A 26,246-nucleotide genomic window follows, 5' to 3' on the forward strand; every position below is an offset into this window, starting at 1 on the left:
CATGTGACTAAACGCTTTGCTTATTAGCGTACTACTCAACACATTTCATGCTCCTATTTAGTGCATCACTCTTACTACAGTAAAATAATCTGTATTCTTAAGCACAAAATTAGATGCGCTTACCCTGTTCTTTTTCTGTCGTTAAAGGATTATTTGAATTAGCGATTGATTGTCAAATTTTTGACTTCCCTAAACTTTATGAATATGGTGTTTTCTCATGAATCATTTAGGATTGCTATAGTTAGTGATGATACTCTCTATCAGGCTCTGAAAGAAACTATGCGTGAAAAAGGAGTTCGTGTTGTCTCATGTTTATGATGTGTAGATAAAAATCAATTATTCGTGGATTATAAAGAAAAATGCACGCACATAGACAAAATGAAACGCGTAAACACAATCTCTCTCTCATTCATTGTTATTTATACCATGAATATGGAGAGTACATTATCATTTTATTCTGCTCTTGGCATGGAATTTATAGAAGAACAACATGGGTCATCTAACTTAGTTCATCATGCATGTAATTTGGGAAGCATTGTGCTAGAGATATATCCATACCAAGCAACTTTACTAAATCCAGAAAATAAACAGAAAATGGGTGCAGAATCGAGGTTTGGATTTAATGTTACATCTCTTGAAGAGATATTATGCAATTTAGAAAAATTGGAAATAAAATCCAAGCTATCGTCAAAAGTTAAAAATAATGAACAGCGAGTTAGTGTTACCGATCCTGATGGTAGAGTCATTCTTTTAACTGAGATATCAAGCGTTGACTAACAATACAAAAAAAGGATTGCAAGACTGACGGCTATAATCTCGAATATACTTATGCTGATGGTCAACACTTGAGGGCACTGATTTTATTGATTGCTATTGCTTATACTTGTGCTATTTTAGCAGGTCGTAACTCCCGCCAAATGGGACTATAAAAATATGTTAGTCGTTTTAAGGAATTACAGCGATCGCAGCACAAATATAGTGTCTTTTGGATCGGTTGGTATGAGTCTGCGATCGCAGGCAAAATCATTCAATAATTTCCTTACAAGCCTAACACCTGCATTGATTTTTCAAGTACTTCTTTGGGACGAAATGGTTTAGTTAGATATAAATCTGCACCAACCTCAATTCCTTTTTGTTTATCAAACTCCTGTCCTTTAGCTGTCAAAATAATAATGTAGATATCAGTCATTTGCAGGTCGTGTTTTACAATATGGCAGACTTGCAGACCATTCATTTTCGGCATCATCACATCAAGAAAAACTAGGTTTGGTTTTTCAGTTTTAATAGTTTCGAGAGCTTCTTCTCCATTTCTAGCAGTTAGAAGTTCAACACCCTCATCTTCTAATGCTTCTAAGGCTTGTTCCATCAAAATCAAGATATTGGGTTCATCGTCAACAATTAGAATTTTCTGGTTCATAGGGATTGGGGATTGGGTATTGGGCATTTGTACTGAGGACTTGCCCTGAGCGCAGTAGAAGGGAGTCGAAGTATTGAGCATTGGGCATTGAAAAGAGACAGAGGGGAAAATTCTGCTCCCTTGCTTTTTGCACAGTTCCCAGTCCTCACTCCCTAGCAATTACTGTTCTGACAGCATAATAAAAAATACATTTTCTAACTCCTTCTCAAAGCGTAGGGTTTTCACCAAATCGGCTTCTTGAGAGAAGATAGAATCGATGATGATCATGTCAGGTTTGGCTGACAGGGCTTTATTGATGCATTCTTGCGGATTGGAGGCTTCAATTACGCTGTATCCCTGAGCTTGTAATACATCGGATAAAGTTTTTAAGGCTGATGCATTTTTATCTACAACCAATACCTTTTTACTAGAAGTGCCTTGGTAAAGCAATGAGCCAATTTCGTTGAGGAGTTTTCCTGTATCAATCGGCTTGGTGAGATAGCGATCGATGCCAATGTGGTAGCCCCGTTCTTTGTTTTCAATAATCGACAGAATGATAATTGGAATGTCTGCGGTCTGAGGATCGTTTTTGAGAACGGCTGCCACATCGAAGCCGTTGATTTGGGGCATCATTACATCCAAGAGAATCAGATCGGGACGCGCTATTTTGATTTGATGAATTGCATCCATGCCGTCTTTCCCTTCTCGAACATTGTAGCCTTCGTTCTCCAGTTGTTGACGCAGCAGTTCCCGAATGTTAGCGTCATCATCTACAACCAAAATGGTTTTACGGTTTTGGTTCAACACAGCGCTTTTAGTGATGACGTGTTCTTTGAGTTGTTTGACAAGCGTATCCAAATTCAGATTAGCAGTGGTTTGTCGATCGCAAGCGTAGGTGGGAATGATGAACGAGAATATGCTGCCTTTACCTGGTTCACTTTCAACCCAGATTCTACCGCCGTGATGATCGACAATTTGTTTACAAATGGGCAGTCCTAACCCAGTGCCTTTGGGTTTGTCGGTGAGGGTGTCACCAACTTGGCGGAATTTCTCGAACACTTTTGGCTGATCTTCTGGTGCAATTCCAATGCCTGTGTCGATGACGCTAATGCAAACACCGTCGTTTCCTTGTTTAACGCGGCAGGTGACACAACCAGATTCGGTAAATTTAACGGCATTAGAAATTAGGTTGATTAAAACTTGCAGTAGACGATTGCGATCGCCTACTATCTGAGGCAGTTCAGGTTCAATCTCGCTCACCAACTGCAAGCCATTGGTTTCAAATAACCCGGCGGTAGAATTGGTTGCCCAATCCAGTAATTCGCTGGGATCGAGGGGTTGCATCTGCCATTCCACCTTACCTGCTTCCATCTTGGCGATGTCCAAGACATCGTTAATCAAAGACGTGAGCCGTTCTGCTTCCGATACAATAATGTTGAGATTATCAGCCACCCGCTTAATCGTTTTCTGAAGCTTGCGATCTTCGGTAGAAATCATTGGGAACACATCGGTTTCCAGCTTTTCTTGAATGATCGACGCAAAACCGAGGACAGAAGTCAGTGGCGTCCGCAGTTCATGGGAAACTGTTGAGATGAAATCGGTCTTCATCTGGTCGATTTCTTTTTCTGCCGTCACATCCCGAATCAGTAGCGCCGAACCGAAGCAGGCGGCGGGTTCTGAATCTGTCGTCTTTTTAAAAATGGCGGTTGCCACTGCCTGACCAATGCGTTCCTTAGTCAGTGCAACTTCGGCAGAGAACACCTCACCGGGATGGGATTGAGTTCGTGTAATCAGGTCTGGTAAACCAGATATCGGCAATTCTCGGTAGTGACCGTTGAGGGCAGTAGCTGTCAATTCATACATACTTAAAAAAGCAGGATTGAAGTGGGTGATTTGTCCTGTAGTATCTGCCACTAACAAACCATCTGCTAAGTTATCTAAAATCGCATTTAATCCCTGTGCTTCTGCTAATGTATTTTGCAAGGCAGCCGTCCGCTCGACAACTCTGGCTTCCAGTTCTTGATTCAGTTGCCGCAGAGCGATTTCTGCTTGTTTGCGGGCAGTGATGTCAGTATTAATTTCTAGCATGGCGCAGGGTTGACCGGATAAATCTCGTTGCAAAGTCCAGCGGCTCTGAACGGTGATGCATCTGCCATCGCGCGTGATGTGTTCCAGTTCTCCTTCCCAAGTGCCCTGCCGGAGAAACTCTGATAGAATTTCTTCTAAAGGTTTTGGAAAGGTTGATTTTAGAAATGCGTGAATGTATTGGTCTTTCACTTCCTCACGCGTCCAACCGTAGAGCCTTTCGGCACCCTGATTCCAGTGAGAGATTTTGTCGCTCATGTCGCGGGCGATAATCGCATCGCTGGAATGATTCAACATATCGAGTAAACGTTGATTTTCAGCTTCTGCCAGCTTGCGATCGTGGATATCGGTGCAAGCGCCAATCCATTCCCGAATGCTGCCGTCTTCCTCCAGTACGGGGGCACCACAGACAGAGAAGTAGCGGTATGTGCCATCCTTGCCACGCAGCCGATATTCGGTTTGGTAGATACCTCGGTTTGCCACAGCAGCATTCCAAACTTCTGTGGAGCCGGCACGGTCATCTGGGTGAATCGGATCGAGCCAGCCCCAACCCTCAACCTCAGCCTCGCTTTGCCCCGTATAGGCCATCCAGGTGAGCATTTCCCTGCTGATTCCCAGTCCTTCCGGGGTAGCCCCCCAGATAATCTGTGAAGTAGCAGTTACTAAGGAGCGATATCGTTCTTGAAGACGCTGATTTTCGGCTTCTGCCAGCTTGCGATCGTGGATATCGGTGCCGGTGCCAATCCATTCTCGAACGCTGCCATCTGCTTCTAGGATAGGGGTACCACAGATAGAAAAGTGGCGGTAGCTGCCGTCTTTACCACGTAACCGATATTCAGTTTGAAAGAGACTCCGATTCGCCACAGAATTACTCCAGGCAAGGGCGGTGCGGGTACGGTCATCGGGGTAAATCGGATCGAGCCAGCCCAAACCCTGGATTTCATCTGCACTCTGACCTGTGTACGCTAACCAGGTAGACATTTCACTGCTCACCGCCTCTCCTTCAGGGGTAGTCACCCAGACAATTTGCGAGCTGGCAGTCACCAAAGAGCGAAACCGTTCTTCGCTCTGTTGCAAAGTTTTTTCTGCTAGCCAGCGATCGTGAATATCAGTGCAGGTGCCAATCCACTCGCGGATGCTGCCATCTGCTTCCAAAACAGGAGCTGCATTGCCAAAAAAGTAGCGATAAGTACCGTCTTTGGCACGAATCCGATATTCAACTTGATAAAGACTCTGGTTCGCCACAGCAGCACTCCAAACTTCAGCACTCTTGGCACGGTCATCGGGATGCATGACATCTAACCAGCCCCAGCCCATCATTTCGGCTGCACTCTGACCTGTATATGCTTCCCAACCAGCTATTTCAGAGTTCACCATTCCTTCCGGCGATGCCGTCCAGACCATTTGTGAAGTGGTAGTCACTAAAGAGCGATACCGTTGTTCGAGATACTGCTTTTCGGTTTCTGCCAGCTTGCGATCGTGAATATCGGTGCAGGTGCCAATCCACTCCCGGACGCTGCCATCTTCTTCTATAACGGGCGCGCCCCAGACCCAAAAGTAGCGATAGTTGCCATCCTTGCCACGAATTCGATATTCTATTTGATACATACTCAGGTTTGCCACGGCAGCACTCCAGACTTCTCCGGTATAGGCGCGATCGTCAGGATGAACGGCATCAATCCAGCCCCCATTCTCAGCTTCAGCTAGGCTTTGACCTGTATAAGCTATCCAGCTTGCCAGTTCAAAGCAAATTCCATCTGGTGTGCTTACCCAGACAATTTGTGTATTAGCTGTCACCAAAGAGCGGTATCGGGCTTCACTCTGTTTTAGGTTTTGTTGAATATATTGGCGTTCCTGCTGAATGCGTCGAAGGTCGCTGATGTCCTCCACACTAGACCAGATCAGCCGCTCTCCATCCTTCTCAATCATCAGCCCAGATAACCTGACTGGAACCAGATGCCCGTTTTTGTGGATGTACTCCTTCTCATAAGGTCCATAGCGACCAGTTCGTTCCAAGTCTTCTAGGCTAGATTGCTCCGTAGCAGCATATTTTTCTGGGGTAATCTCGCAGTAGGTGAGATTCAGGGTTTCTGGAACAGTACGCCCCAAAATGGCAGCAAAGGCGGGGTTGATGTTAATTAGTGTCCCATCTGTTCGGCATAGTGCTAGCCCAACAGGACATTGTTCAAATAGCTGACTGTTGTATTCATCAAGTTGGTTAAACATGATTGAGGTTTCTTTAGTGGTGTATTTGGCTAGGGTTAGAACAACAGAACCAAGACAACAAAGTAGCGTAAAGCTTTAACGAAATTGGGTGGTGTTGAAACATCTGATAAAGTTGATCGGGTGATGCACTTTCCACATCTGGACTGTGCTGTGAAAGTCGCTGGATCAGTTGAGTATGGCGGATCAGCAGATCCGTCGGTTTGAGTATTGGAGCTGTTGATGGAATGAAGCCGTCGGTATCGGGAGTAGGGGATGATTCCGTTGTGGGAGTTGGCAAGGCAGAGGTGCTATTTTGTTCTTCAACAGCGTCTGCCAATGCACAATTTATTGGAATCTGAATCCAGAATTCTGTGCCTTCACTGGGTTGAGAACGACACTTAAGCATTCCCCCATGTTTGTCTACAATAATTTGGTAGCTAATTGCCATACCTAACCCCGTTCCTTTCCCAACATCTTTCGTGGTGAAGAAGGGATCGTAAATGCGGCGAATTACCTCCTCCTTCATGCCTGGGCCGTTGTCGGCAATGCGAATTACAACCCACTGGTGGTCAATGGCTATGGTACGAATAGTGATTTGGGGATTGGGAGTTGGAGATTGAGGATTATTTTTGAGTTTCCAATTTTCCATGCTTTCTTCCAAAGCATCAATGGCATTTGCCAAAATGTTCATAAACACCTGATTCAATTGTCCGGGATAGCATTCAATCAGAGGAAGTGTTGCATAGTCTTTAACAATTTCAATTGCCGGACGATGAACATCTGCTTTCAGACGATGATGAAGAATCATTAGCGTTCCATCGATGCCATCGTGGATGTTCACGGCTTTCATTTCAGCTTCGTCATGGCGGGAGAAGTTTTTCAGGGATTGGACAATTTCGACGATACGACCTGTGCCCAGTTTCATCGAATCTAGCAGTTTGGGAAAATCCTGCATGATAAATTCCAGGTCTATATTGTCTAACTCTGATTCCAGTTCTGGAGGAGCAACAGGTAGAAATTTCTGATACTTTTCCAACAGGTGTAACAAGTCTTGGGCGTATTCGGCAACATACTTTAAATTGCCGCAAATAAAATTAACTGGGTTGTTGATTTCGTGGGCAACTCCGGCAATAAGTTGTCCGAGACTGGACATTTTTTCGCTTTGGATTAACTGAGTTTGGGCTAATTGCAACTCATGGAGAGCTTGCTGAAGCCTTTGTGTTTGGGCTTTTGCCTGGACGGCTGCTTGAGTGCTTTGCTCGTAAAGCACAGCTTTGTCAATAGCGATCGCTGTTTGAGAGGCAAAGATACTCACCAGTTTCAGGTGTTCAGCCTTGTATGAGTCAGTTTTGGCCGTTCCAATAGCGATCGCTCCCAGTACCCGCTCTTTGGCTCGTAATGGTACACAAATCATTGCACTAACGTTTTTTTGCCCCTCTAATCGCGGATCGGCTTGCACATCATTGACGAGTTCGGCCCGGTTGGATTGCACAATGTTGCCGATAATTCCCTTACCGGGTTCTGGCTGATTGCGGTCAAAAAACACTCCAAATTCGGCAATGATTTCAAACGCAGTTGCATCTGGACTCAAAAGCAGAATCATCCCCGCAGATGATTCAATTAATTGACTCAATTCTTGAAGCACAAGTTGGGCAATCTGTCGCGTATCTAAACTTGTTGTCAGTTGAGTCGAGATATCGTCAAACAAATCAATTTCCTGATATCGCTCTAACAATTCTTTGGCGAGTACTTTCTTTTCAGCTTCCTGCTTTGCCAGCAATGATAGCAAGTTTGCAAGTATAGTTGCCTGTTCTTCTCCAACAACCCAACCGATGATTTCTCCTGAAACCTCGATTGGATAACGCTTTTCTACAGTTTGCTCCCCAATACTAATTAGTTTCGTGCCGTCTACCAGTTCAACATCAATCGCGATGTTGAACTGGTAGACTAAGTTATGAATAAGAGATGGCAACTCTTTTTTGTTGAGCATCTTTCTGAGGCTAACTGCGGGCATGAAACACCTCATCTAGAGCAGGTTGCAAATTTCTCACAATCAGTGTTGATTCGTCGTTGGCGTAGTGTCTCAAAGAGAAACCTACACTTTCACAGTAGTTATCTGTACCCCTTTGTATAAGCAAGCTACGCCTAGCATCTCCCGAAAAGAGAGGAATTGTCATAAAAATCTAGGGATATAATAGTTTACTAATTAAGACTAGTTTTCCCAAAAACCTTAGCGATATAACAGCGAAGTCGAGCGGTAGTAAATACCTTTAAACTCTTTACCACAGGCATTCTTCCGTTCTTATAACTCGCTTAATGTTTGATAGGTTCTAAAACAACTATAATTAAAAAATTCTTAATTAGATAAAAGCATAGATTTTAATCTATGGTAAATTCATGTCTCTTGTTGCTACTCCTTATAAATTGGGAATCAGCTTTTTTGAGTATAAAAGTTAGCGTATTTATGAGAGTAGAATAATCGCTTTTAGCATACCAAAAGAAGCTGCGATCGCAGCTTCTTTTGGTGATTTTAAAAAGTATTTAAGTAAGTGCTAGTTTTAGTTAGATCCGAGGTAGCGAAAACGAAGTCTGAGTAACCGTAGCCAGCGTAACCACATTTGTGCAGGTTGTTCAAAGAAGGTAAAAATATCACCGAAACCCAAATTAGTTTTGTGATGATGTAACCAGTGTCTTTCAGGAGTAGTAATAAATAGAATTTGGCATAAAATATTTACAGGCTTTGAAGTTTGCCAACCCAGTACACTTATATGTCTCCACCATACATGTAATTGACCAAGCAGTAATCCAGAAATCACGCCAATAGGAGAAAAAGACCACAGGACTACTGCTATAAGTATATAAGGCAAAGCTCCCAAGATACCATCTAAAAGAACCTGGGGATTAAAAGTCAAAATAGCGTAGTGGCGGAAGTCTTTCTTCCAGGAGTGGTGCGTTTTTAAATGAAGGCTACCAAAAACGTGCTCGGGTACGTGGTAAAAGAATGTAGATAGAAAATCGCCAATAAATAGTAACAACCAAGCGACAGCGATAGCCTCAAGCATTTGTACTCCTCAAGTTTAATAAGAAAACTTCACAGAAAATATGCAAATGTCATGCTGTAGGAGTAGACACCTGTTTTGCGCTATGCAAGCAGCATCTGTGTGTTTCATGAGTCTACCCTCCAGTTAATTTGGCTCAGAGTATATGTAATTGGAGCAGTTGTAGTTTCATGAATCTCCGATCCTTAATGCAGTCAACAGCAACTTGTAAGAACCTCCAATTTGACTTCTAGATCTGGGTTAATGGTATTAATACCTCTAAAACCCGATGTAAATACAGTATTTTGCCATAGTTACTACACAATCTTCTTACTAAGGCATACAGCGTAAGCAAAGGTTGAGTTAAGTTGAGTACAAATTTAGGTTAAGGGTTTCTGCAATATTGTTAATTCTAAATTTATTGCAATTAAGCTTGAATTATGACTCTATTTAGAACGTTCTAAATAAATATTCTGCCAATATTAATTGAGTTATTGGGATGAATCAAGTAGGTTTATAGTTTAACTGAAAAGCTGTAAATTTTAGAGCATCTAAGATTAATTAGATGCTATAGATATTTTCTATAAATCGAGTAATAATATCGTTCTCAATTTCCACTTCCAATAATGAATAAACATTAAAAAGATAGGGATACTTTTATAATTTATCTTTATTTGCCAAGTGCGTTTGGATTTCCTTACTCTAGATTAGTCGTTCGTTCTTGTTGTAGACACTGGCAACTTTATGTGTCACCCTTGTCCTGTGGTTGCTGCTGCGCATAGCTTGCTACGCACACCGAACGGGGTATGCATTAGACTACAGCCTAAGCTAAAAGTGACAAAAAATAAAATGATAGAGTACTAAATATTGATTCTTTCTTTATCATTTATAGACAAGTTAGTAAATCAGTAAAGCACGCCTGCAATATTTATTTACAACGTGTCCTATTAAAATGGTATCTCAGTATATTCAAAATTTAGATTACTTTCCAGTTGGAAGGTAAAATCAAGATTTGAAGTTATGATTACACGATTTATCTATTTCAGTATGAACAAAAAATGGGCGGTCAAGCGAATCACTATAAACCTGGCATCAAATGAAGCCAAAAACCTTGAAAAATATTGTGAACAGACAGGCAGACCAGCAACGGATGTCATCAGAGAACTTATTCGAGCCTTACCACTGACGAAACAAAAGTAAATTTGCGAACTATTTCACCCTGCTTGATTTTCAAGATATAAATATTAAAATTCGGTTTAATTGGAGGTCTTAAATTCAGAGGTAGTAATTTTTTGTGATGATTGAGAAGAACGTAAAAATTTAGTTCTTGACGTGCTGCGCTCATTTACCGCGGACGCAGCGTGCCAAAAAGAAGATGACACGAGCGCTATTATTGAGTTGCACAATGAGGAGTGAGAGAATATTTTTTTGATTTGGTGACTATCCTTATTGTGTCGTCATCTTCGTCAAAAAATAATCTCTAACTCATATTGTTTAAAATTTTTGCCACAAACAATAGCATTGAGGTAGCAAATATACAGTCGTGAGAATCTAATCTATGATTATTGCTCTTGCAATTACTCACGTTAGAATTAAATTGGAAACCTTTGTCCAAATCTGCAACAGCTTCTACTTTAGCTATAACTCTTCTGGACTGACGCTTTTCAGGCTTGGCGTCAACGTTCAGCATCTCAAGGCAAAGCTTGAATGAGTTCTCGAATCACGTCTATTGCTAGTTTGCCTGTCTGTTCGCAATACTTTTCAAGGTTTTGAGCTTCATCTGATGTCAAATTGATAGTGATTCGCTTAAGCGCTCTTTTTTGACTGGAGGTGGTCAAACGGGGAAATTTAAGTGCAGCAGTTTTATTCATTGATTGATAAGCTAGATATATAGAAACTTTCCTTATCAAGATTGCCAATTTTGAGCTGTATTTACCAGTGAAAATCGAGATTTTGAGATTGAACTTAAGCTTTACTCCCAAAAATATTACTGAGGAAATGAGGTATTAAATCACTAATACCATACGTAATCAATCTGCCATCACCAAATGTAAGAAGCTTTCGGCTAAAAAGATGATCTTAGCAATGTCCAACAGTCCAGATAGTCTGTTGAGCAAGGGACGTTTAATTACCGAGATGAGTGAATGGCAAAGGTAGTTTTTGTTACCAAGTGATTTGGTAATATGCCTATTTTAAATCTTCTGCAACATGAGATTATTCGTTTGTTATGGCTATTACCCCATATCTATAACAACCTAGTAGATAATTCCTTTTAATAAAAAGTGATTAAACGAACAGTGAGTTAATACATGACTTTACAGAATTGGAGACGTAAGCGTGGCGTTGCACTTACTACCAAGGGTTTACAAAAAATTAAAGAAGCAAAGCATCAGTCAGAAGCAAAAGAAAATTTTGGAAATCGGTATACTCTTGAAGAAATGAGTGTACGTTCTGGTTTATATTCCGCTACCATCTCGAAAGTATTAAATCGGGAAGGAGGAGTTGACAAACAGACTATTGAGAAGCTTTTTTCAATTTTTAACTTAAAAATAGATAAAAGTGACTATTCAAGCTCAAATACTCGTCTAGATTGGGGAGAAGCTATCTTTAACTCCGCTTTTTATGGGCGTATAGAAGAACTTATTACACTAGAGCAATGGATTCTCAATGAGCACTGCCAATTGGTTGCACTATTGGGAATAGGAGGCATTGGGAAAACAACACTGTCTGTAAAGCTTGCTCAACAGATTCAGGAGAACTTTGAGTATGTGATCTGGCGATCGCTGCGAGAAGCACCGCCTGTTAAAATTATTCTAAGTAACTTAATCCAATTTCTATCTGACGAACAGGAAACAGAAAGTAATTTACCAGAAAGCTTTAGCGATCGCGTATCGCGACTACTCTATTATTTACAAAATAATCGCTGTTTAGTGATCCTTGATAATGCAGAATCAATTCTCCGCAGTGGTAGCCGCGCTGGGCTTTATCGAGAAGGATATGAGGAATATGGTGAGCTTTTAAGACGGGTAGGAGAAGCAACTCACCAAAGCTGCTTAGTGCTGACTAGTCGGGAAAAACCTAGAGAAGTGGCATTGCTAGAAGGACAAGCACTACCTGTTCGCTCATTGCCACTGAGTGGATTGAAGGTGGCGGAAGGGCAAGAAATTTTAAAACTCAAAGGACTATCGGCGGCAGAGGATGAATGGAAAGTAATGATTGAACGTTACGCAGGCAATCCATTAGCCTTAAAGATAGTTGCCACAACCATTCAAGATATTTTTGATGGTAATGTGACTGGATTTTTACAACAAGACACAGCTGTTTTTGGAGATATTCGCGATATTTTAGAGCAGCAGTTTGAGCGCTTATCAGATTTAGAAAAGGAAATAATGTATTGGCTAGCGATTAATCGTGAGCCAATGGCGCTTCCAGAATTGCGAAATGATATTACATCACAAGTACCGCAAGCAAAATTAATGGAGGCTGTGGAATCTCTACTAAGGCGATCGCTAATTGAGAAGGCTTCTCTACGAGACCCTGCGCGAACGCTAATGCCAATGCCTAAGCTGATTGAAAAAAGTAAGGCACTATTCACACTTCAGCCTGTAGTCATGGAGTATATGACTAGTAGATTGATAGAACAAGTCTGTGAAGAAATTGTTACTCAGAATTTTGATTTGTTTAGGCGTCATGCTTTGATAAAGGCGACTGGTAAATACTATGTTAAAGATATTCAGGTTCGCCTTATCCTTAAACCAGTCATAGATGGGTTGCTTTACGACTTAAGAAGCAAAAAAAATATTGAAAGTCGGTTAACTCAAATTCTTGCAACACTGCGAGAAGAATCTCCGCTAGAACCAGGGTATACGGCTGGCAATATTCTCAATCTGCTTTGTTATTTAGAGACGGATCTAAGTGGCTATGATTTTTCTTATCTGACTGTTTGGCAAGCAGACCTACGCAACGTAAATTTTCACAATGTAAATTTTGCTCATGCCAATCTAAGTAAATGTGTTTTTGCTGAAACCATAGGGGGGATTCACTCAGTGGCATTCAGCCCTGATGGAAAACTTTTAGCGACAGGAGATACTAATAATGAGATTCGCCTGTATCAGGTTGTGGATGGAAAACAACTGCTTACCTGCAAGGGGCATAAGGGTTGGATTTGGCCAGTTACTTTTAGTCCTGATGGTCGTGTTCTTGCCAGTGGCAGTGACGATCAAACAGTGAAGCTGTGGGATACTAGCAGTGGTCAATGCCTAGCCACTTTACAGGGCCATAGCGGTGGAATCTGGTCTGTTTCCTTCAGCTCAGATGGTAATATACTAGCGAGTAGCAGTGAGGACACAACGGTGAGGTTGTGGGATATCACTACCGGGCAATGCCTTAAGACTCTACTAGAACATGGTAGTCGGGTGTGGGCAGTTACTTTTAGTGCTGATGATACAATGCTTGCTACTGGAAGTGACGACCACACGGTAAGGTTATGGGATATCATCACTGGTCAATGCCTAGCCACTTTACTTGGACACACCCATAGAGTACAGTCAGTTGCCTTCAGCCCAGACGGTCAAATATTGGCTAGCGGTTGTCATGACCATACAGTAAAGCTATGGGATGTTGCTACAAGCCAATGCCTTCATACCTTGCAAGGTCATACTGACTTAGTAAATTCGGTTGCCTTCAATTCAGACAGTATGATGTTGGCAAGTGGCAGTGATGACCAAACGGTAAAGCTATGGGATGTCAGTACAAGCCAATGCCTCAAGACTTTCAAGGGGCATGGCACTCGGATCTGGTCAGTTGCCTTTAGTCCTGATTCTACGATGCTGGTAAGTGGCAGTGATGACCAAACGGTAAGGCTGTGGGATGTCAGTACAGGTCAATGCCTTAAGATTTTGCAGGGTTACTGTAATGGAATATGGTCAGTTACCTTTAATCCTCAAGGCACGATGCTTGTTAGTGGTAGTGGCGATCAAATGATAAGGTTATGGGATACCAGCACAGGTAAATGTCTTAAAACGTTGCAGGGGCATACTAATCGGGTTACATCAGTTTCCCTTAGTCCAGATGGTAGCATTCTTGCTAGTGGCAGCGAAGATCAAACAGTGAAACTATGGGATATTAGTATCGGTCAGTGTCTCAAAACGTTGCAGGGGCATAGTAATCGGATCTTATCAGTTGCCTTTAGTCACGATGGTACAATGCTGGCAACTGGCAGTGATGACCAAACAGTAAAGTTGTGGGATGTCAGCACTGGTAAATGCTTAAAGACTTTACAAGGGCACACCCAGCGGGTATGGTCTGTTGCTTTTAGTTTAGACGATCATACGCTAGCTAGTGGTTGCCATGACCAAACAGTAAGGCTTTGGGATGTCAGCAATGGCAAATGTCTCCAGATTCTGCAAGGTCATACTGACTGGGTCTGGTCAGTTGCCTTCAGTCCTGATGCTAAGACATTGGCAAGTAGCAGCAGTGACCAAACAGTGAAACTATGGAATGTCAGCACCGGAATGTGTCTTAAAACTTTGTATGGGCATACCAATTCCGTATATTCAGCTGCCTTTAGTATGGATGGTTGCACATTAGCAAGTGGTAGCGGAGATCAAACGGTGAAGCTGTGGGATGTCAGCACAAGCAACTGCGAGAAAACTTTATCAGCACACACTAAATTAATCTGGTCAGTTGCTTTTAATTCTAAAGGTAATACTTTAGCTAGTAGCAGTGAAGATGGGACAATTAAGCTTTGGGATATTTTAAAAGGTGAATGCTTGAAAACTCTTTTTAGCTCTAGACCTTACGAAGGCACTAATATCACGGGCATTACAGGTGTAACTTTTGCAACTATTGCCACTCTAAAAGCTTTAGGAGCAGTTGAATATAAGAAGTAGTATTACATTTGTAAACGCTGCTCTTACATTTTGCGCTTGTTTTTGGCAAAAGCGATATTCGGGAAGCAAGTAATATCTATCACAACTTATGAACCTTGCCTCCATCTGCCTTGCTTTACTGTGCAGTATATCCTCCATCAATTATCATGTTGTGCCCCGTGATGAAGGAAGTTGCTTCCGAACACAACCACACTACTGTTTCTGCCACTTCCTCCGGCTTTCCAATGCGTCCTATAGGATGCATTGCCTTAAGTTGAGCAAGTGCATCTCTAGATAAAGCACTCAGTATATCAGTCTCAATGACACCGGGACTCACGACATTGATCCGGATGCCTTCCTTAGCATAGTCCATAGCCAACGCGCGGGTTAAAGCGATGACGCCACCTTTGGTAGCACTATAGTTTGCAATGCCCGCAATACCTACAACACCAGCAGCAGAAGCCACATTTACGATCGCCCCGCTGTTCTGTTTGAGCATCGCCTTGATTTCGTACTTGAGGCAGAGCCACGTTCCTTTAAGATTTACGTTTACTAGACGATCCAAGTCTTCTTCTGAGATATCATCAGTAATTAAGCTGGGATTACCCCCAATCCCAGCATTATTGCAAGCACAGTCTAGACGACCATAAATTTTGACAGTTGTATTGACCAGTGCCTCCACTTCAGCAGCATTTGAAACGTCGGTCTTAACAAAAATAGCTTCACCTCCGATCTCTTTTATAAGACGCACGGTCTCCTGACTTTCGGCAAGCCGACGACTAGCAACCACAACTTTTGCTCCAGCGCTGGCAAATGCGATCGCACTCGCCCGACCAATACCTGATGAGGCCCCTGTAACCAGTGCTACTTTCCCGTCTAATTGACCTGTCATCGGTGTGTTCCTTCCCTTTTGATTGCTTTGTTTTGCACCAACTGATAGCTATTTGCGTTTCCGTAGCGATACTGCACCTACACCAAAAGTTAAGACTCCTAACACAGCAGAAGGTTCAGGGACAGGTACTGGTTCAAGGGCTGAAAACGCTAATTTTCCGATTAGCTTATGAGTGGCAGTCGTTGGATGAACTTCATCCCAGAATAAAAACTTGTCTGGGATACACATAACTGGCTGTGTGGTAACTTCAATAGGCACCACTGGTGAATCTCCGATGCACGAGTCAGTTCCATTCGTGAGACTGAATTCCTCCGGCTTTGCAACGATCCGATTAAAAAGAGAATTAACATCAAGAGGAATAATGTTGGCATTAAGGTTTAGTTTCTGACTCAAAAGTTTCAGGTTTGTGGTCAAGCTGGAATTATGTTTACTGGTAAAAGTGTTAAGTAAGCTAGAAACTTGACTATTGCCGCCTGTAACTGGAAACTTTCCTAAATCTGGCAGATTCAATACCATGATATCTCTAGCACCAACAGCAGCAAGCGATTTTATTGCTGTTGATAAATTTGTAACTGCCTGCGTAGGGTTGGGAGTGCCTTGGAAAAAGTAATCTAAATAATCATTAACACCCGCCCACAAGATGTAGAGGGAGTTTGGATCGGCAGACGGATTTGCTGTTGTAAAACTGTTGATTTGTTGTTGTAATCCTGGTAGAGTGCTGATTCCTATATTCTGGAATCCTGTAGTTGCACCACCGAAGGCAAAGTTGGTGTTCGGATTGAAAGTTAACCCAAGATCGGAGGCGAGATATTCCACCCAAACCGGACCATTGGAAAAACGTTTATTAAAGTAAGGTGGATTTGGGGGGACGATTCCGTTAGTTGCATTAAATACATTACCCGTATCGGAAAAGCTATCTCCAAAAACATAAATCTTGTCATAGTTCTTTGCCGAGACTTTGAGCGGAAATATCATCAAAGATAACAGGAAAAATCCTGTTGCTAGGATTTGTTTTTGCACAATTATCAAGTATTGATTATGTTTTAAATCTTGATAGATAACTTTAACAAGGAGCGAAGCTACGATCTAAAGAACTTTTCAGTGCTGATTCAGGTTCATTGAGATGTGGATCAAGACCTAGCGCCACGTTACCCCAACGCATCACACTTGCAGAGGCGACTCCTGCTGCGCCAAAGCCATAAATGAGAACCAGATCGTTTTCCCGAATTTTACCCATCTGTGCAGCGTGATAAAGATTGGCCACGGTAAGTACTGGCCCAATGTTTGCGTACAGAGGATAGAGGTTAAGGGTGCGCTCTGAGTCAATACCAAGTACACGTACACAGAAGCTTGAAAACCAAGCTGTGACCGTATTGAAAAGAAAAAAATCAATTCGATCGAGAGTTAAATCGGCTGCCGAGATAGCACCTTCGCAACAGATACGTAAAAGCTGCGCCGATTCTTCACTGAGCGCATTTTTTGCATCCTTGTTCAACTGCATACGAATTCGTGGATTGCCTTGCTTGTTTTCTGTAATATTTAAGGTTAATAATTCACAGAAACAACTTGTATCCATAGTTTTTGTACTTAGTATTCCTTGGTTAGGTTTGACTGAACCGACCACGAAGGCTCCAGCACCATCACCGAGAAACCAGGAAACAGTATCTTCCTCATCGACAAAGCGAGAGTAAGTGCAGGAAATTACTACCAGTACATTGCGGTACTCACCTGCTCGTACTAGAGCACAAGCAGTTTGCAATGCTACTGGGGTAACACCGCAGGCTCCATCAAGATTCCATGCAGCACCTTGCAGTCCTAGTTTTCGGGCAAGAAAGGCAGCATTACCAAATCCGATTTGTTCGGGCCAAATCGAGGCTACGAGCATTAGATCGACTTCTTCAGGATTAAGCTTCGCTGCTTTGAGAGCATCACGAGCTGCACGCTCTTCCAGCATCAGCGATGATTCACCTGGAGCAAGTACCCGCTGCTCGACAGTACCACGAAAAGGATCTGACAGATATGGCAACATCTCCAAGTCAAACTCGTTGCTGGGGGTAGAGCCAGCAAGCGAAAACAGCCTTCCCAAGCTTTTTTCCTCGACTTGAGCAACTATATCTGGGTATTTCTCTCTGTAATAATCCTGCGTGCGTCTGACGCTGGGAAAGCTAACTGCGATCGCGCGAATACCTACTGAGTGATGCACCATGAAAATCTCCTCTTAGTAATTCGTAGCACCTTGTGAAATCAAATTGTGAATATGACTTTTAATTGGTGCAAGTCGGGTTGGATCAATTACTACGTCAACAACGTACGGACAGGTCGAGGCCATCGCTTTCTCCAAAGCTGCCTGGATTTCAGGTTCTGTTTCAACACGGATGCCGTCAGCTCCCATTCCACAAGCTATCTTGACAAAATCCACCTGCGGAATCTCTACATCTACATCTTTGAACCCTAACAAAGCCATTCCCTGGTCGCACATACTATAGCGCCCATCGTTTAGTACAATCCAAACGGCAGCAATTTGGTATCTTACAGCCGTGCTTATCTCATTGTTCATTAGCATGGCACCATCTCCAACTATGGCGACGGTCTTACCATTGCGTGCCAGCGCAGCACCCACGACGCCTGTGACGAAATGACCCATAGATGCAAACCTGGTACTGGCTCGAAAACGACCTGGTTTGGCAAATCGCAATAGGTTAATTGCCCAAGCTAGCGAGTTTCCTCCTTCAGCCATGACAACTGCATCGCTTCCTTCAACTATTTGCCGTTGAATTGCATCCATGAGTACTTCCGGTCGTACTGGCCCCTCTGCACGTGGATTAATTATTACAGGCTTGGAACAAGGCAGCAACAGTTCTGTTAACTGATTTGGGTGTTGTGGAAAGTACTTTAGCAGTGCCTTTACAAACATTCCCACATCGGACTGGATGGCAAAGGTTTCAGCAGATGGATATGCAGTTCCTGGAACTTCTGGGTCGATATCGACATGGACGAACCCTCGTTTGGGAACCATCGTAGAATTCCAGAACGAAGTCCACTCACTGAGGCGCGTTCCTAGCACCAACACTCGTAAAGGTCGTTGTTCTTGCATATACGTTAAAACTGACGTATCTCCGGCAAAACCTGTAACACCAACAAATTGAGGATGGTTTTCGGGAAAAATGCCCTTGCCCCGAGGTGAACACATTACCGCCGCTCCCGTCGCTTCTGCAAGCTGACGAATTTCTGCTGCTACACCCCGCGCACCAAAGCCGACCCAAATGGCAAATGGCCCTTCTGAAAGCAACCGCGTACATTCTGCAATAGTTTCTTCATTTACGGCTGCGGGAGCAAAAGAGAAAGCCACTCGTGGCAATGATGTCTTGACCGAACTAGATTGGATATTAGTGGAGATATTTAAGTGTGCTACAAAGCCATCTGGTCGGGCTATACCAAGTGCCAACCGTCTATGAATTTTTGACAGTTCATCACTGCATTCGAGAGTCGTCGCATAATGAAACACTGGTTCTGAGCTAAACAGCCCCGCGCTAGGCATGGTGTAAGTGCTGGTTTCTTGGAATGCCCACCGTCCACGCTGTGGTGCTGAGGTTGAAGGCGACAAAAAAATCACTTTAGCACCCTCCCAACGTGCAGCAAATAACCCGGTTAGTGCATTCGTAATTCCTGGACCGGTTGTAGTGAATACCACAACTGGCCGATCGCTAGCAAAGTACGCCTCAGTAGCTGCAAAAGCTGCTCCAGCTTCGTGGCGAAAGTGCAGCACCTGGATAGAACTTTGATGTAGTGCAGCCCACACTGGCGCGATCGCACCTCCCGATACACCAAAGGCATACTGTACTCCCATATCTTCCAGGATTTTTACCACTGCCTCCGCTATCGAAAAAGTTTCGGATGGCTTGCTATGAGATGGCTGTTTACTTGAGTTTAATTCTTTAGTGGTATTTGCTTGTGTATCCTGAAATTTAACATCCATACAAACTATACTTAGGAATAATTTCCTTTCTGGAATAACTATTATCCCACACCTAAACTTAGTAATATTGTAATATCAATGTAATATAAATTTGTTTGGATAATGCCCATACAACTTCGGTGAGCAATGCTCTCTAACGCAGGTATAACTATAAAATGGCCTTGGCGGTTCACTTTGTCAATCTTTGAGCAACCTATAAGTTCCGCGTTGCCCTGATATAAAAAAATGTTCAGAGACTTCAAGAACAGTGGATGTGGCGATGCCTGCGGTGGTCACTGAGCGGCTGGTGAGCGCAGTTGTACCCCTCCGGGGAAGCAAGCTACGCGCAGCGTCTCGTAGAGAAGTGCGGGCTGCGCTAACGCGGACGACTTCACCCGTCTTTTGGTTTGTGAAAACTGAACGCTATTAATCAAGCTCTGGAGTATAAAAAAGTGATTGAATTAAATCAGTATAAGGCTTTAACTTTCGATTGTTACGGAACCCTAATTGATTGGGAAAATGGCATCTTAGGGGTGCTAAAGCCACTTCTCCTGGCACACAACACTAATTTGGATGACGAACAAATTCTTGATATTTTTGCTGAATTTGAAGCAGAACTGGAAAAAGGAGATTATATCAGATATCAAGAAGTTTTGAAAAGAGTAGTCCAGAAATTTGGTGAACGATTTGGCTTTGAGCCAACTGCTAATGAACTAAATTCACTTGCCGATTCGATTCAGCATTGGCTGCCTTTCCCCGATACAGTTGAGGCACTTAGAACTTTCAAACAAAAGTTTAAGCTGGTAATTATCTCAAATGTAGATGACGATCTCTTTGCTTTCTCGGCAAAGCACTTGCAGGTGGAATTTGACGAGGTAATCACAGCAGAACAGGCAAAAAGCTACAAACCTTCCTTCAACAACTTCAGATTGGCTATTGAGAGAATTGATTTGCCGTTAGAGCAGATATTACACGTTGCTGCTAGTGTATATCATGATATCGTGACAGCCAAATCTCTAGGATTATCAACAGTCTGGGTAAATCGTCGAGCAGAGCAAGGGGTTAGTGCGAGTTTACCAGCAGTCACTCAACCTGATTTAGAAGTGCCTGATTTGAAGACTCTCGCAGCTTTAAGTTTACAGTAATTTGCTGATTTGAATTTAACCACGAGAGGAACAAAAAGTAGATCGCATTTAGATAGAGAGATGCCAAAGAAAGAATTTGTTGTTAAAAAACTAAAGAGGGATTGCAACATAGATTGATTCTGTCTTACTCTAGAAAAAATACTACGTCAGTTTAATGTTCTTAAACTTTGGGAACCACAGCATATAACTGGCTTTCCTTTCCTCAGAGCGCCCTGCCGATAACCTTGTTCAATAAAACACTTTGATAGCCTAAAACGATGAAAGCATCTGCTAATTTTGACTTTGAAGACGAGAAATTCAGTGCACCGCCTTCTCAAGTCCTTCCCTGGTGTCAGATGATTAATCCTCGGTATGGCACAGATGGTATACAATCTCACGGTTTGGCGATTAAGCTGGATAATGCCAATGCTGTCGGCTTTGTGCCAGATGATAATTGGCAGCAAGTTGAGCATGAATTTAGCTCTGGAGTAGAAACAGTCTTTATTAGCGCTACTCCACGCTTGGTCATAGTGCGTCGGGGGCCATTGTCTGTTAAAGACCGGGAAAGTGGTCTAAAACTGGGTACGCTCAAAGATAATTATGATGCTTTTTTAGCCGACAAACTTAAATTTAAAACCTTTACTCGCTATCTAATTTTTATAGTGGGTGAGAATAAAAAGTTTTTACATGAATCACCACTGCAACTAACTCTCAATGGTGCAGCCGGAGCGAGTTTCAGCAAAACCTACTGCGAATATCAACAAGGCAGAGTAGTAAGTGGATTCGTTGCTGAACTAGAAAAAGCTTATGCTATCTATCGTAAGCAACCTTTGACACCAAAAGGGCCTTTGTTCCACGCTCACGGGATTTTTTGTCCGATCATTGAGTGTGAAGAAAGAGGAATTGAACCAAATACAGTTTTGGTAGCTTCAACTGTGGACTATAAACATCCCACCGTAGGGACTTTAACGCAATATTTAATTGCTTCCGATGCTCTGGAGTCTGCAATGATTTGTAAGACTTTTGAAGAATACAAAGATTTTGGCAAGGAACCTGTAAAATCCGAAACTCCTAAATTGGCAATGGCAGGAGTTTCCAACTCTTACGTTTATGCTGATGAAGATGATTTTGCTTATCCGCCGTATTAAAAAGAGTGAGGAGTGAGGAGTGAGGAGTTAGCCCGGATTTCTCACCACACCTCGAATGGAGGAGTAATGAGTAGTGAGTAAGGAGTAATGAGTAGTGAGTAAGAATGTACAAGTTCTTGCACTGGTATTGCGCCTGTTGCTCTTTTACTTATTACTCATTACCCATTACTTATTACTCATTATCAAACGCTTCATAAGCTTGTGAGAAATGCGGGTTAGGAGTGATGAGTTTTGAATTAATAACTCCTAACTCCTAACTTCTAACTTCTAACTTTATTCTTTGAGCAGCAAATAATATAATGAACCATTACCGCCTGTGACACCAGCGCGATCGCCCGCTAGTTTACCAGACCCCATAAAATAATCCACTCGGCCCGGTCCTTTGATGGCGCTTCCTGTATCCTGGTCAAGCACAAAGCGGCTGACAGTACGCCTCTCTAATTTGCCACCACTGGCAATATAGGGAAATGAGTTGTAAATCAGGGCTAACGCTCCCGGTGGCATGAGAGACTTATCTGTAGCAATGGAACGTTCTGCTGTTACTGGCACATGAATACTACCAGTAGCACCTCTACCGTTTGTTTCTTGGAAGAAAATAAATCGTTCCCAGCGGAACAGATAATTGTTCAACTCTTGGGGCTTTTGTCGGAAATAACTAATCAGACGTGGCATTGTCAATCCATTTAGTGGAAGTTTGCCATCTTTGGCTAGTTCTTTGCCGATACTAGTCCAGGGATAATCAGTTCCACCAGCATAGCCAATTGATGTTGTCTTGCCATTAGTTAATTTAATTTGGGCAGAACCTTGGATATGTACCATGTATGCGTCTAGGCGATCGCGAAACCAAAGCAATTCTAAACCGCGTAACTTGCTTTTATTCCCTTTTAAACCATCCTTCCCTTCCAAATCAATTCGTTTTGGGTGGGGTTTAGACCATTGGCTGAAATCAGGTGGTAGCCGATAAAGAGGATACTTATAGATTGCAGTTCTGACACGGCTAGCAGTGTAAACAGGTTCATAGTAAGCAGTGAACTTAACAGTACCCTTGCCATCGTTGCCCACGGACTGGTAGAAGACAAACTCACGGCGGACAGCGGCTTGTAATTGCGCTGCTGAGTTAGAACTGACAACCAGTTGGCGGAAACGCAACAAACTCCGGCGGACGCGATCGAGGGTAATTTCCCGAACTGGATAATTTTGATATGCTGCGATCGCGTCACCCTTTGTTAGGTAAAGCAGACTGTTATCAATGGAAGCCAACAGCGCTTTGCGATCGCCTGTTTTACCTCTTTGGCCCCAAATTTGCTCATCCCAACCCAAGCAAGTCGGCCGGAGTGTACAATCGCTTCCGATAGTGATTGGTTTTAGCGGCGGCGCTAACTCAGGAGCGATCGGTATTGGTATAGGTGGAAGATCGGGAGCAGTCGGTAGTGGCAACGGCAGTAAGTTAGGAACCTGAGCAACAGCCGACCAGAGAGGGTTTACGAGGGCAATTCCTAGACTTAAGGAAAGCAAAGCAAGGGTTTTTCTCATCATTTAGTTGAATCTTTCAACACTGGAACTAAAAATGGGTTCTACCCGGATTGCCACAATCCGAGAAGGGCGTACTACCATATATTCCCCTTGAATATTTTTGATCGGCACGCTAATAAAGTCATTAGAAGCAGATTTTGGCACAAGTTCGCCGCTATACCATTTCTGAAACTCTTGAATAGTAGGAAAACGTACTTCTTCTCGGTGGCCGCTTTCCAGTAGGATGTATACGGCATATTCATTTGCAGTTCTAGCCATAAAGTTGAATCATTTAAAAAACATTCAACCCATTGTTAACCACGTAACCCCCGAATGAAAAGGGTAAGCATACGGGAGGTTGGAAGCAAGGGAGCAGGGGAGCAAGGGAGTAGAGCAGAATTTCCAGTAAGTTTTTTTCCTTTGCCCCTCTGCACCCCCTGCTCAATGCCCAATGACTCTTCACTCTAGACGCCTAATCCTTTAAGCAGTTCCTCAAAAAACCTTGCTTGAAATTTTGGCACTACCTACTTTCTGTCTCAACAAACCTTACCAAAGCTGGTAGTTGTGTCAAGATTAATTTGAGGAATTAAGGCTTGTAACACAATGTTAGGACAATTATTAGACGGACGTTACCAAGTCCTCCAGATATTAGGTGGAGGTGGATTCGGTCAAACCTACATAGCCCAAGATACCCATCGGCCAGGTTTCCCAAAATGCGTTGTCAAACACCTTAAGCCCGTCACTCGTAGTCCTGAATTTCTCAAAACTGCCAGACGGCTATTTACTAGTGAGGCAGAAACACTAGAAAAAGTGGGCTACCATGACCAGATTCCTCGGCTTTTAGCCTATTTTGAAGAAAACCAAGAGTTCTTCTTGGTGCAAGAGTTTATTGAAGGACATACCCTGAAAGCGGAACTATTCCCCAATCAACGTTGGACAGAAGATCGAGTCATTCAACTACTCCAACAAGTTCTGGGTATTCTACAATTTATTCACAGCCACAACGTTATTCATCGAGATATCAAACCGGACAATATAATTAGGCGGCAACAAGACGGTAAGTTAGTACTGATTGACTTTGGGGCTGTTAAACAAGTCCAAACTCAACTGCTCACAATTGCAGGGCACACGGGGGCTACTATTATTATTGGTACTCCCGGATATATGTCTACAGAACAGGGACAAGGTAAGCCCCGCCCCAACAGTGATATTTATTCCTTGGGCATTATTGGTATACAATCGCTGACAGGGTTACATCCGATAAACTTTCAGGAAGACCCAGATACAGGAGAAATTTCTTGGCAGCATCAAGCTAACGTCAGTTCTGAGTTGGCATCTGTGCTATCTAAGATGGTGCTACATCACTTTAAACAGCGCTATCAGTCTGCGGCTGAAGTTTTACAGGTGCTTAAGCATCTCGATACTAGAGGAGAAGCGCGATCGCTTCAAATACCATCTTTGACACCCAAAGAGCAAGAATCTTATCGTAAAGATTACCAGGTAGAAGCGCGATCGCTTCAAGTACCAGATTTGACACAACCGCCTCAAGCTTCGCTTTCTCAACAAAACTCAATTGGGTATCCGGCTGCTTCTATTCTGTCTGGGGAAAATTACAACCGCTTAGAAACAATTCTTTTAGAATTTGTCGGCCCCATCGCCTCAAGATTACTACGACAAGTTGCGGCATCAGCGTCCAATTTGGAAGAATTAATTAGTCAATTAGCCCTTCATCTTCGAGAAAATCAACAAATTGATTTTAAGAAGAAAACAATCTTTTTACTAGAGAAACCTACTCTATTACAAGAACTTACTGTAAAATCCGACCAATCTGGTATAAACTCAAATAATTTACTAAACCAAGAATCTCAAGTCATAAGTGACAAATTTCTGGAAGAGTGCGAACGTGAGTTGGCTAATTTAATTGGCCCGATAGCTAAGTTTCTAGTGCAAAAAGCTATGAAATCTGCTGGACAAATCTCTCGTGCAGAATTTGTAAAAATTTTAGCATCACAAATCCCTGAACCTCAAAAAGCTTTGCAATTTGAGCAACGCTTACTTTCTTGATTTTATCGAAATTGCGTTTTTATCTCTGTGAATTACGGATTATTAGCCTTAATTGTTCAGCATGTCCAGAGCTATTTTCAAGCTAGCTTTCATCCGATTAAATGCTTCTGCTAACCCGCCAATTTCATCATGAGAGCTTTCTTCAAAATCAGCACTCATATCACCAACACTAACTTTTTGAGCTATTTTCTCTATTCTTCTGATGCGCTGAATCACATATTTTGTAATTAAGAAGTTAATTAAGAAAACTACGAGCGCAAAGATCGCAATTAAAAGTCCCATTATCAATATCCAAGTCCGTTTGGCATTGGCAAAAATATCTTGAGAAGGAACAGAGATGATTTGAGCAGAAACAATCTGATTGAGTTGCCAGCCAAAACCATTTTCCGAGCCATAATTTAGCAACTGACTTTTAGGAGCCCGATCTGGTGTAGAATGGCATCGCAAACATTTCGCTTGTGTAATCTTTAATGGTTGTGCAATGTAAAATACTTCGCCTTCTGACAATTTACGAAAGCCTGTAATTTCTAGAGTATTAGGTTCATTGCGAAAACGCTCGACAAGTTGAGTTTCAAAATTATCAGCTTTATCCGCTAAATTGGTTGGATTAAGTGTTGCATCCTTATGAAAAAAGTTTTGAAATTCAGGCTTTTTACGAAAATTTTCAAAAACCTCTTTAGAAGAAAAAGTTGGTACTACTTCAGGTAGGAATGTTGGGTTAGTATCTAATCTAGGTTCTAATAAGGGAGCAATACGATTTTGTGTATAATCTCTAACTGCATTCACCATTTGGATGAGAATCTCCGCTTGAGAACTTACTTCATTTTGCGCTCTCCTTTGAAGTACACTGGATAAGGCAACGCCACTTCCTAAAATACTGATGATGAAAACTAATATTAAAAGCAAGTTAAATTTAGCACCTATTTTTAAGTTTTTTAACGTAATGTTGTTTAACAT

20 protein-coding genes are annotated in these 26,246 nt (G+C 42.5%); 7 read left to right on the plus strand and 13 right to left on the minus strand.

Annotated elements, in window-relative coordinates:
• Positions 1 to 342 precede the first annotated feature (342 nt).
• Positions 343 to 777: a VOC family protein gene (locus tag AC1F2U_RS29975; RefSeq protein WP_480264445.1), complete on the plus strand. Its 435-nt coding sequence runs from the start codon at positions 343 to 345 to the stop codon at positions 775 to 777.
• A gap of 262 nt (positions 778 to 1,039) precedes the next feature.
• Here the strand turns inward: AC1F2U_RS29975 and AC1F2U_RS29980 are convergent, their stop codons facing one another.
• The 5 genes from AC1F2U_RS29980 to AC1F2U_RS30000 form a co-directional block, all read right to left on the minus strand.
• Positions 1,040 to 1,417 carry a response regulator transcription factor gene (locus AC1F2U_RS29980; protein ID WP_322712093.1) on the minus strand — a complete coding sequence of 126 codons (378 nt, stop codon included), beginning with the start codon at positions 1,415 to 1,417 and terminating at the stop codon, positions 1,040 to 1,042.
• Between the two features lie 159 nt (positions 1,418 to 1,576).
• The gene (locus AC1F2U_RS29985) at positions 1,577 to 5,707 is read right to left on the minus strand and encodes a PAS domain S-box protein (protein ID WP_480264446.1); all 4,131 of its coding nucleotides are present in this window, start codon (positions 5,705 to 5,707) and stop codon (positions 1,577 to 1,579) included.
• A 13-nt stretch (positions 5,708 to 5,720) separates the two neighbouring features.
• Positions 5,721 to 7,700: a GAF domain-containing sensor histidine kinase gene (locus tag AC1F2U_RS29990; protein WP_480264447.1), complete on the minus strand. Its 1,980-nt coding sequence runs from the start codon at positions 7,698 to 7,700 to the stop codon at positions 5,721 to 5,723.
• Positions 7,687 to 7,863: a hypothetical protein gene (locus AC1F2U_RS29995; protein WP_480264448.1), complete on the minus strand. Its 177-nt coding sequence runs from the start codon at positions 7,861 to 7,863 to the stop codon at positions 7,687 to 7,689. Before AC1F2U_RS29995 ends, AC1F2U_RS29990 begins: the two co-directional genes overlap by 14 nt.
• A gap of 381 nt (positions 7,864 to 8,244) precedes the next feature.
• Entirely contained in the window at positions 8,245 to 8,748 is a 504-nt protein-coding gene (locus AC1F2U_RS30000) for a sterol desaturase family protein (RefSeq protein WP_480264449.1), read from the minus strand.
• Positions 8,749 to 9,771: 1,023 nt separating this feature from the next.
• Here AC1F2U_RS30000 and AC1F2U_RS30005 point away from each other — a divergent pair.
• On the plus strand, positions 9,772 to 9,924 hold the full coding sequence (locus AC1F2U_RS30005) for a ribbon-helix-helix domain-containing protein (RefSeq protein WP_480264473.1): 153 nt from the start codon (positions 9,772 to 9,774) through the stop codon (positions 9,922 to 9,924).
• A 491-nt stretch (positions 9,925 to 10,415) separates the two neighbouring features.
• Here AC1F2U_RS30005 and AC1F2U_RS30010 read toward each other — a convergent pair whose 3' ends face one another.
• Positions 10,416 to 10,595 carry a ribbon-helix-helix domain-containing protein gene (locus tag AC1F2U_RS30010; RefSeq protein WP_094348394.1) on the minus strand — a complete coding sequence of 60 codons (180 nt, stop codon included), beginning with the start codon at positions 10,593 to 10,595 and terminating at the stop codon, positions 10,416 to 10,418.
• Positions 10,596 to 11,033: 438 nt separating this feature from the next.
• Between AC1F2U_RS30010 and AC1F2U_RS30015 the strand changes: the two genes are divergently transcribed.
• Entirely contained in the window at positions 11,034 to 14,615 is a 3,582-nt protein-coding gene (locus AC1F2U_RS30015; protein ID WP_480264450.1) for a WD40 domain-containing protein, read from the plus strand.
• Between the two features lie 115 nt (positions 14,616 to 14,730).
• On the opposite strand, the gene AC1F2U_RS30020 is transcribed toward AC1F2U_RS30015, so the two are convergent.
• The 4 genes from AC1F2U_RS30020 to AC1F2U_RS30035 are packed head-to-tail and all read right to left on the minus strand — an operon-like array spanning position 14,731 to position 19,462.
• A complete protein-coding gene (locus AC1F2U_RS30020) occupies positions 14,731 to 15,486 on the minus strand; it encodes an SDR family oxidoreductase (RefSeq protein WP_480264451.1) in 756 nt (251 codons plus the stop codon).
• A gap of 48 nt (positions 15,487 to 15,534) precedes the next feature.
• Positions 15,535 to 16,506, minus strand: coding sequence for an SGNH/GDSL hydrolase family protein (locus AC1F2U_RS30025; RefSeq protein ID WP_480264452.1), 972 nt, complete (start codon positions 16,504 to 16,506; stop codon positions 15,535 to 15,537).
• Between the two features lie 43 nt (positions 16,507 to 16,549).
• Positions 16,550 to 17,692 carry a 3-oxoacyl-ACP synthase III family protein gene (locus tag AC1F2U_RS30030; protein WP_480264453.1) on the minus strand — a complete coding sequence of 381 codons (1,143 nt, stop codon included), beginning with the start codon at positions 17,690 to 17,692 and terminating at the stop codon, positions 16,550 to 16,552.
• Between the two features lie 12 nt (positions 17,693 to 17,704).
• Positions 17,705 to 19,462: a ScyA-related TPP-binding enzyme gene (locus AC1F2U_RS30035; RefSeq protein WP_480264454.1), complete on the minus strand. Its 1,758-nt coding sequence runs from the start codon at positions 19,460 to 19,462 to the stop codon at positions 17,705 to 17,707.
• Positions 19,463 to 19,721: 259 nt separating this feature from the next.
• On the opposite strand from AC1F2U_RS30035, the gene AC1F2U_RS30040 reads away from it, so the two are divergent.
• The 3 genes from AC1F2U_RS30040 to AC1F2U_RS30050 all read left to right on the plus strand — a co-directional run bounded on the left by AC1F2U_RS30040 (position 19,722) and on the right by AC1F2U_RS30050 (position 21,713).
• Positions 19,722 to 19,871 (plus strand): hypothetical protein, encoded by a 150-nt coding sequence (locus AC1F2U_RS30040; RefSeq protein ID WP_480264455.1) that lies wholly within the window; start codon positions 19,722 to 19,724, stop codon positions 19,869 to 19,871.
• Between the two features lie 22 nt (positions 19,872 to 19,893).
• On the plus strand, positions 19,894 to 20,586 hold the full coding sequence (locus AC1F2U_RS30045) for a haloacid dehalogenase type II (protein WP_480264456.1): 693 nt from the start codon (positions 19,894 to 19,896) through the stop codon (positions 20,584 to 20,586).
• Positions 20,587 to 20,843: 257 nt separating this feature from the next.
• Positions 20,844 to 21,713 (plus strand): DUF5895 domain-containing protein, encoded by an 870-nt coding sequence (locus AC1F2U_RS30050; protein WP_480264457.1) that lies wholly within the window; start codon positions 20,844 to 20,846, stop codon positions 21,711 to 21,713.
• Between the two features lie 273 nt (positions 21,714 to 21,986).
• Here the strand turns inward: AC1F2U_RS30050 and mltA are convergent, their stop codons facing one another.
• A complete protein-coding gene (gene mltA / locus AC1F2U_RS30055) occupies positions 21,987 to 23,246 on the minus strand; it encodes a murein transglycosylase A (protein WP_480264474.1) in 1,260 nt (419 codons plus the stop codon).
• A gap of 3 nt (positions 23,247 to 23,249) precedes the next feature.
• Positions 23,250 to 23,504 (minus strand): hypothetical protein, encoded by a 255-nt coding sequence (locus tag AC1F2U_RS30060; protein ID WP_094348386.1) that lies wholly within the window; start codon positions 23,502 to 23,504, stop codon positions 23,250 to 23,252.
• 324 nt (positions 23,505 to 23,828) lie between these two features.
• Here AC1F2U_RS30060 and AC1F2U_RS30065 point away from each other — a divergent pair, with 324 nt between their 5' ends.
• Positions 23,829 to 25,289, plus strand: a complete 1,461-nt coding sequence (locus tag AC1F2U_RS30065) for a protein kinase domain-containing protein (protein WP_480264458.1) — start codon at positions 23,829 to 23,831, stop codon at positions 25,287 to 25,289.
• A 48-nt stretch (positions 25,290 to 25,337) separates the two neighbouring features.
• Here AC1F2U_RS30065 and AC1F2U_RS30070 read toward each other — a convergent pair whose 3' ends face one another.
• Positions 25,338 to 26,246, minus strand: coding sequence for a Tll0287-like domain-containing protein (locus AC1F2U_RS30070; protein ID WP_480264459.1), 909 nt, complete (start codon positions 26,244 to 26,246; stop codon positions 25,338 to 25,340).

It is taken from the genome of Nostoc sp. LEGE 12454 (genome assembly GCF_056620565.1).

Bases quoted from the DNA above. Each gene is read 5' to 3' on its own strand.
- AC1F2U_RS30020 (WP_480264451.1), bottom strand. From the start codon at position 15,486: ATGACAGGTCAATTAGACGGGAAAGTAGCACTGGTTACAGGGGCCTCA.
- AC1F2U_RS30015 (WP_480264450.1), top strand. From the start codon at position 11,034: ATGACTTTACAGAATTGGAGACGTAAGCGTGGCGTTGCACTTACTACC.
- AC1F2U_RS30060 (WP_094348386.1), bottom strand. From the start codon at position 23,504: ATGGCTAGAACTGCAAATGAATATGCCGTATACATCCTACTGGAAAGC.
- mltA (WP_480264474.1), bottom strand. From the start codon at position 23,246: ATGAGAAAAACCCTTGCTTTGCTTTCCTTAAGTCTAGGAATTGCCCTC.
- AC1F2U_RS30010 (WP_094348394.1), bottom strand. From the start codon at position 10,595: ATGAATAAAACTGCTGCACTTAAATTTCCCCGTTTGACCACCTCCAGT.
- AC1F2U_RS29995 (WP_480264448.1), bottom strand. From the start codon at position 7,863: ATGACAATTCCTCTCTTTTCGGGAGATGCTAGGCGTAGCTTGCTTATA.
- AC1F2U_RS29980 (WP_322712093.1), bottom strand. From the start codon at position 1,417: ATGAACCAGAAAATTCTAATTGTTGACGATGAACCCAATATCTTGATT.
- AC1F2U_RS29990 (WP_480264447.1), bottom strand. From the start codon at position 7,700: ATGCCCGCAGTTAGCCTCAGAAAGATGCTCAACAAAAAAGAGTTGCCA.
- AC1F2U_RS30035 (WP_480264454.1), bottom strand. From the start codon at position 19,462: ATGGATGTTAAATTTCAGGATACACAAGCAAATACCACTAAAGAATTA.
- AC1F2U_RS30065 (WP_480264458.1), top strand. From the start codon at position 23,829: ATGTTAGGACAATTATTAGACGGACGTTACCAAGTCCTCCAGATATTA.
- AC1F2U_RS30030 (WP_480264453.1), bottom strand. From the start codon at position 17,692: ATGGTGCATCACTCAGTAGGTATTCGCGCGATCGCAGTTAGCTTTCCC.
- AC1F2U_RS30050 (WP_480264457.1), top strand. From the start codon at position 20,844: ATGAAAGCATCTGCTAATTTTGACTTTGAAGACGAGAAATTCAGTGCA.
- AC1F2U_RS30070 (WP_480264459.1), bottom strand. From the start codon at position 26,246: ATGTTAAACAACATTACGTTAAAAAACTTAAAAATAGGTGCTAAATTT.
- AC1F2U_RS30000 (WP_480264449.1), bottom strand. From the start codon at position 8,748: ATGCTTGAGGCTATCGCTGTCGCTTGGTTGTTACTATTTATTGGCGAT.
- AC1F2U_RS29985 (WP_480264446.1), bottom strand. From the start codon at position 5,707: ATGTTTAACCAACTTGATGAATACAACAGTCAGCTATTTGAACAATGT.
- AC1F2U_RS30005 (WP_480264473.1), top strand. From the start codon at position 9,772: ATGAACAAAAAATGGGCGGTCAAGCGAATCACTATAAACCTGGCATCA.
- AC1F2U_RS30040 (WP_480264455.1), top strand. From the start codon at position 19,722: ATGCCTGCGGTGGTCACTGAGCGGCTGGTGAGCGCAGTTGTACCCCTC.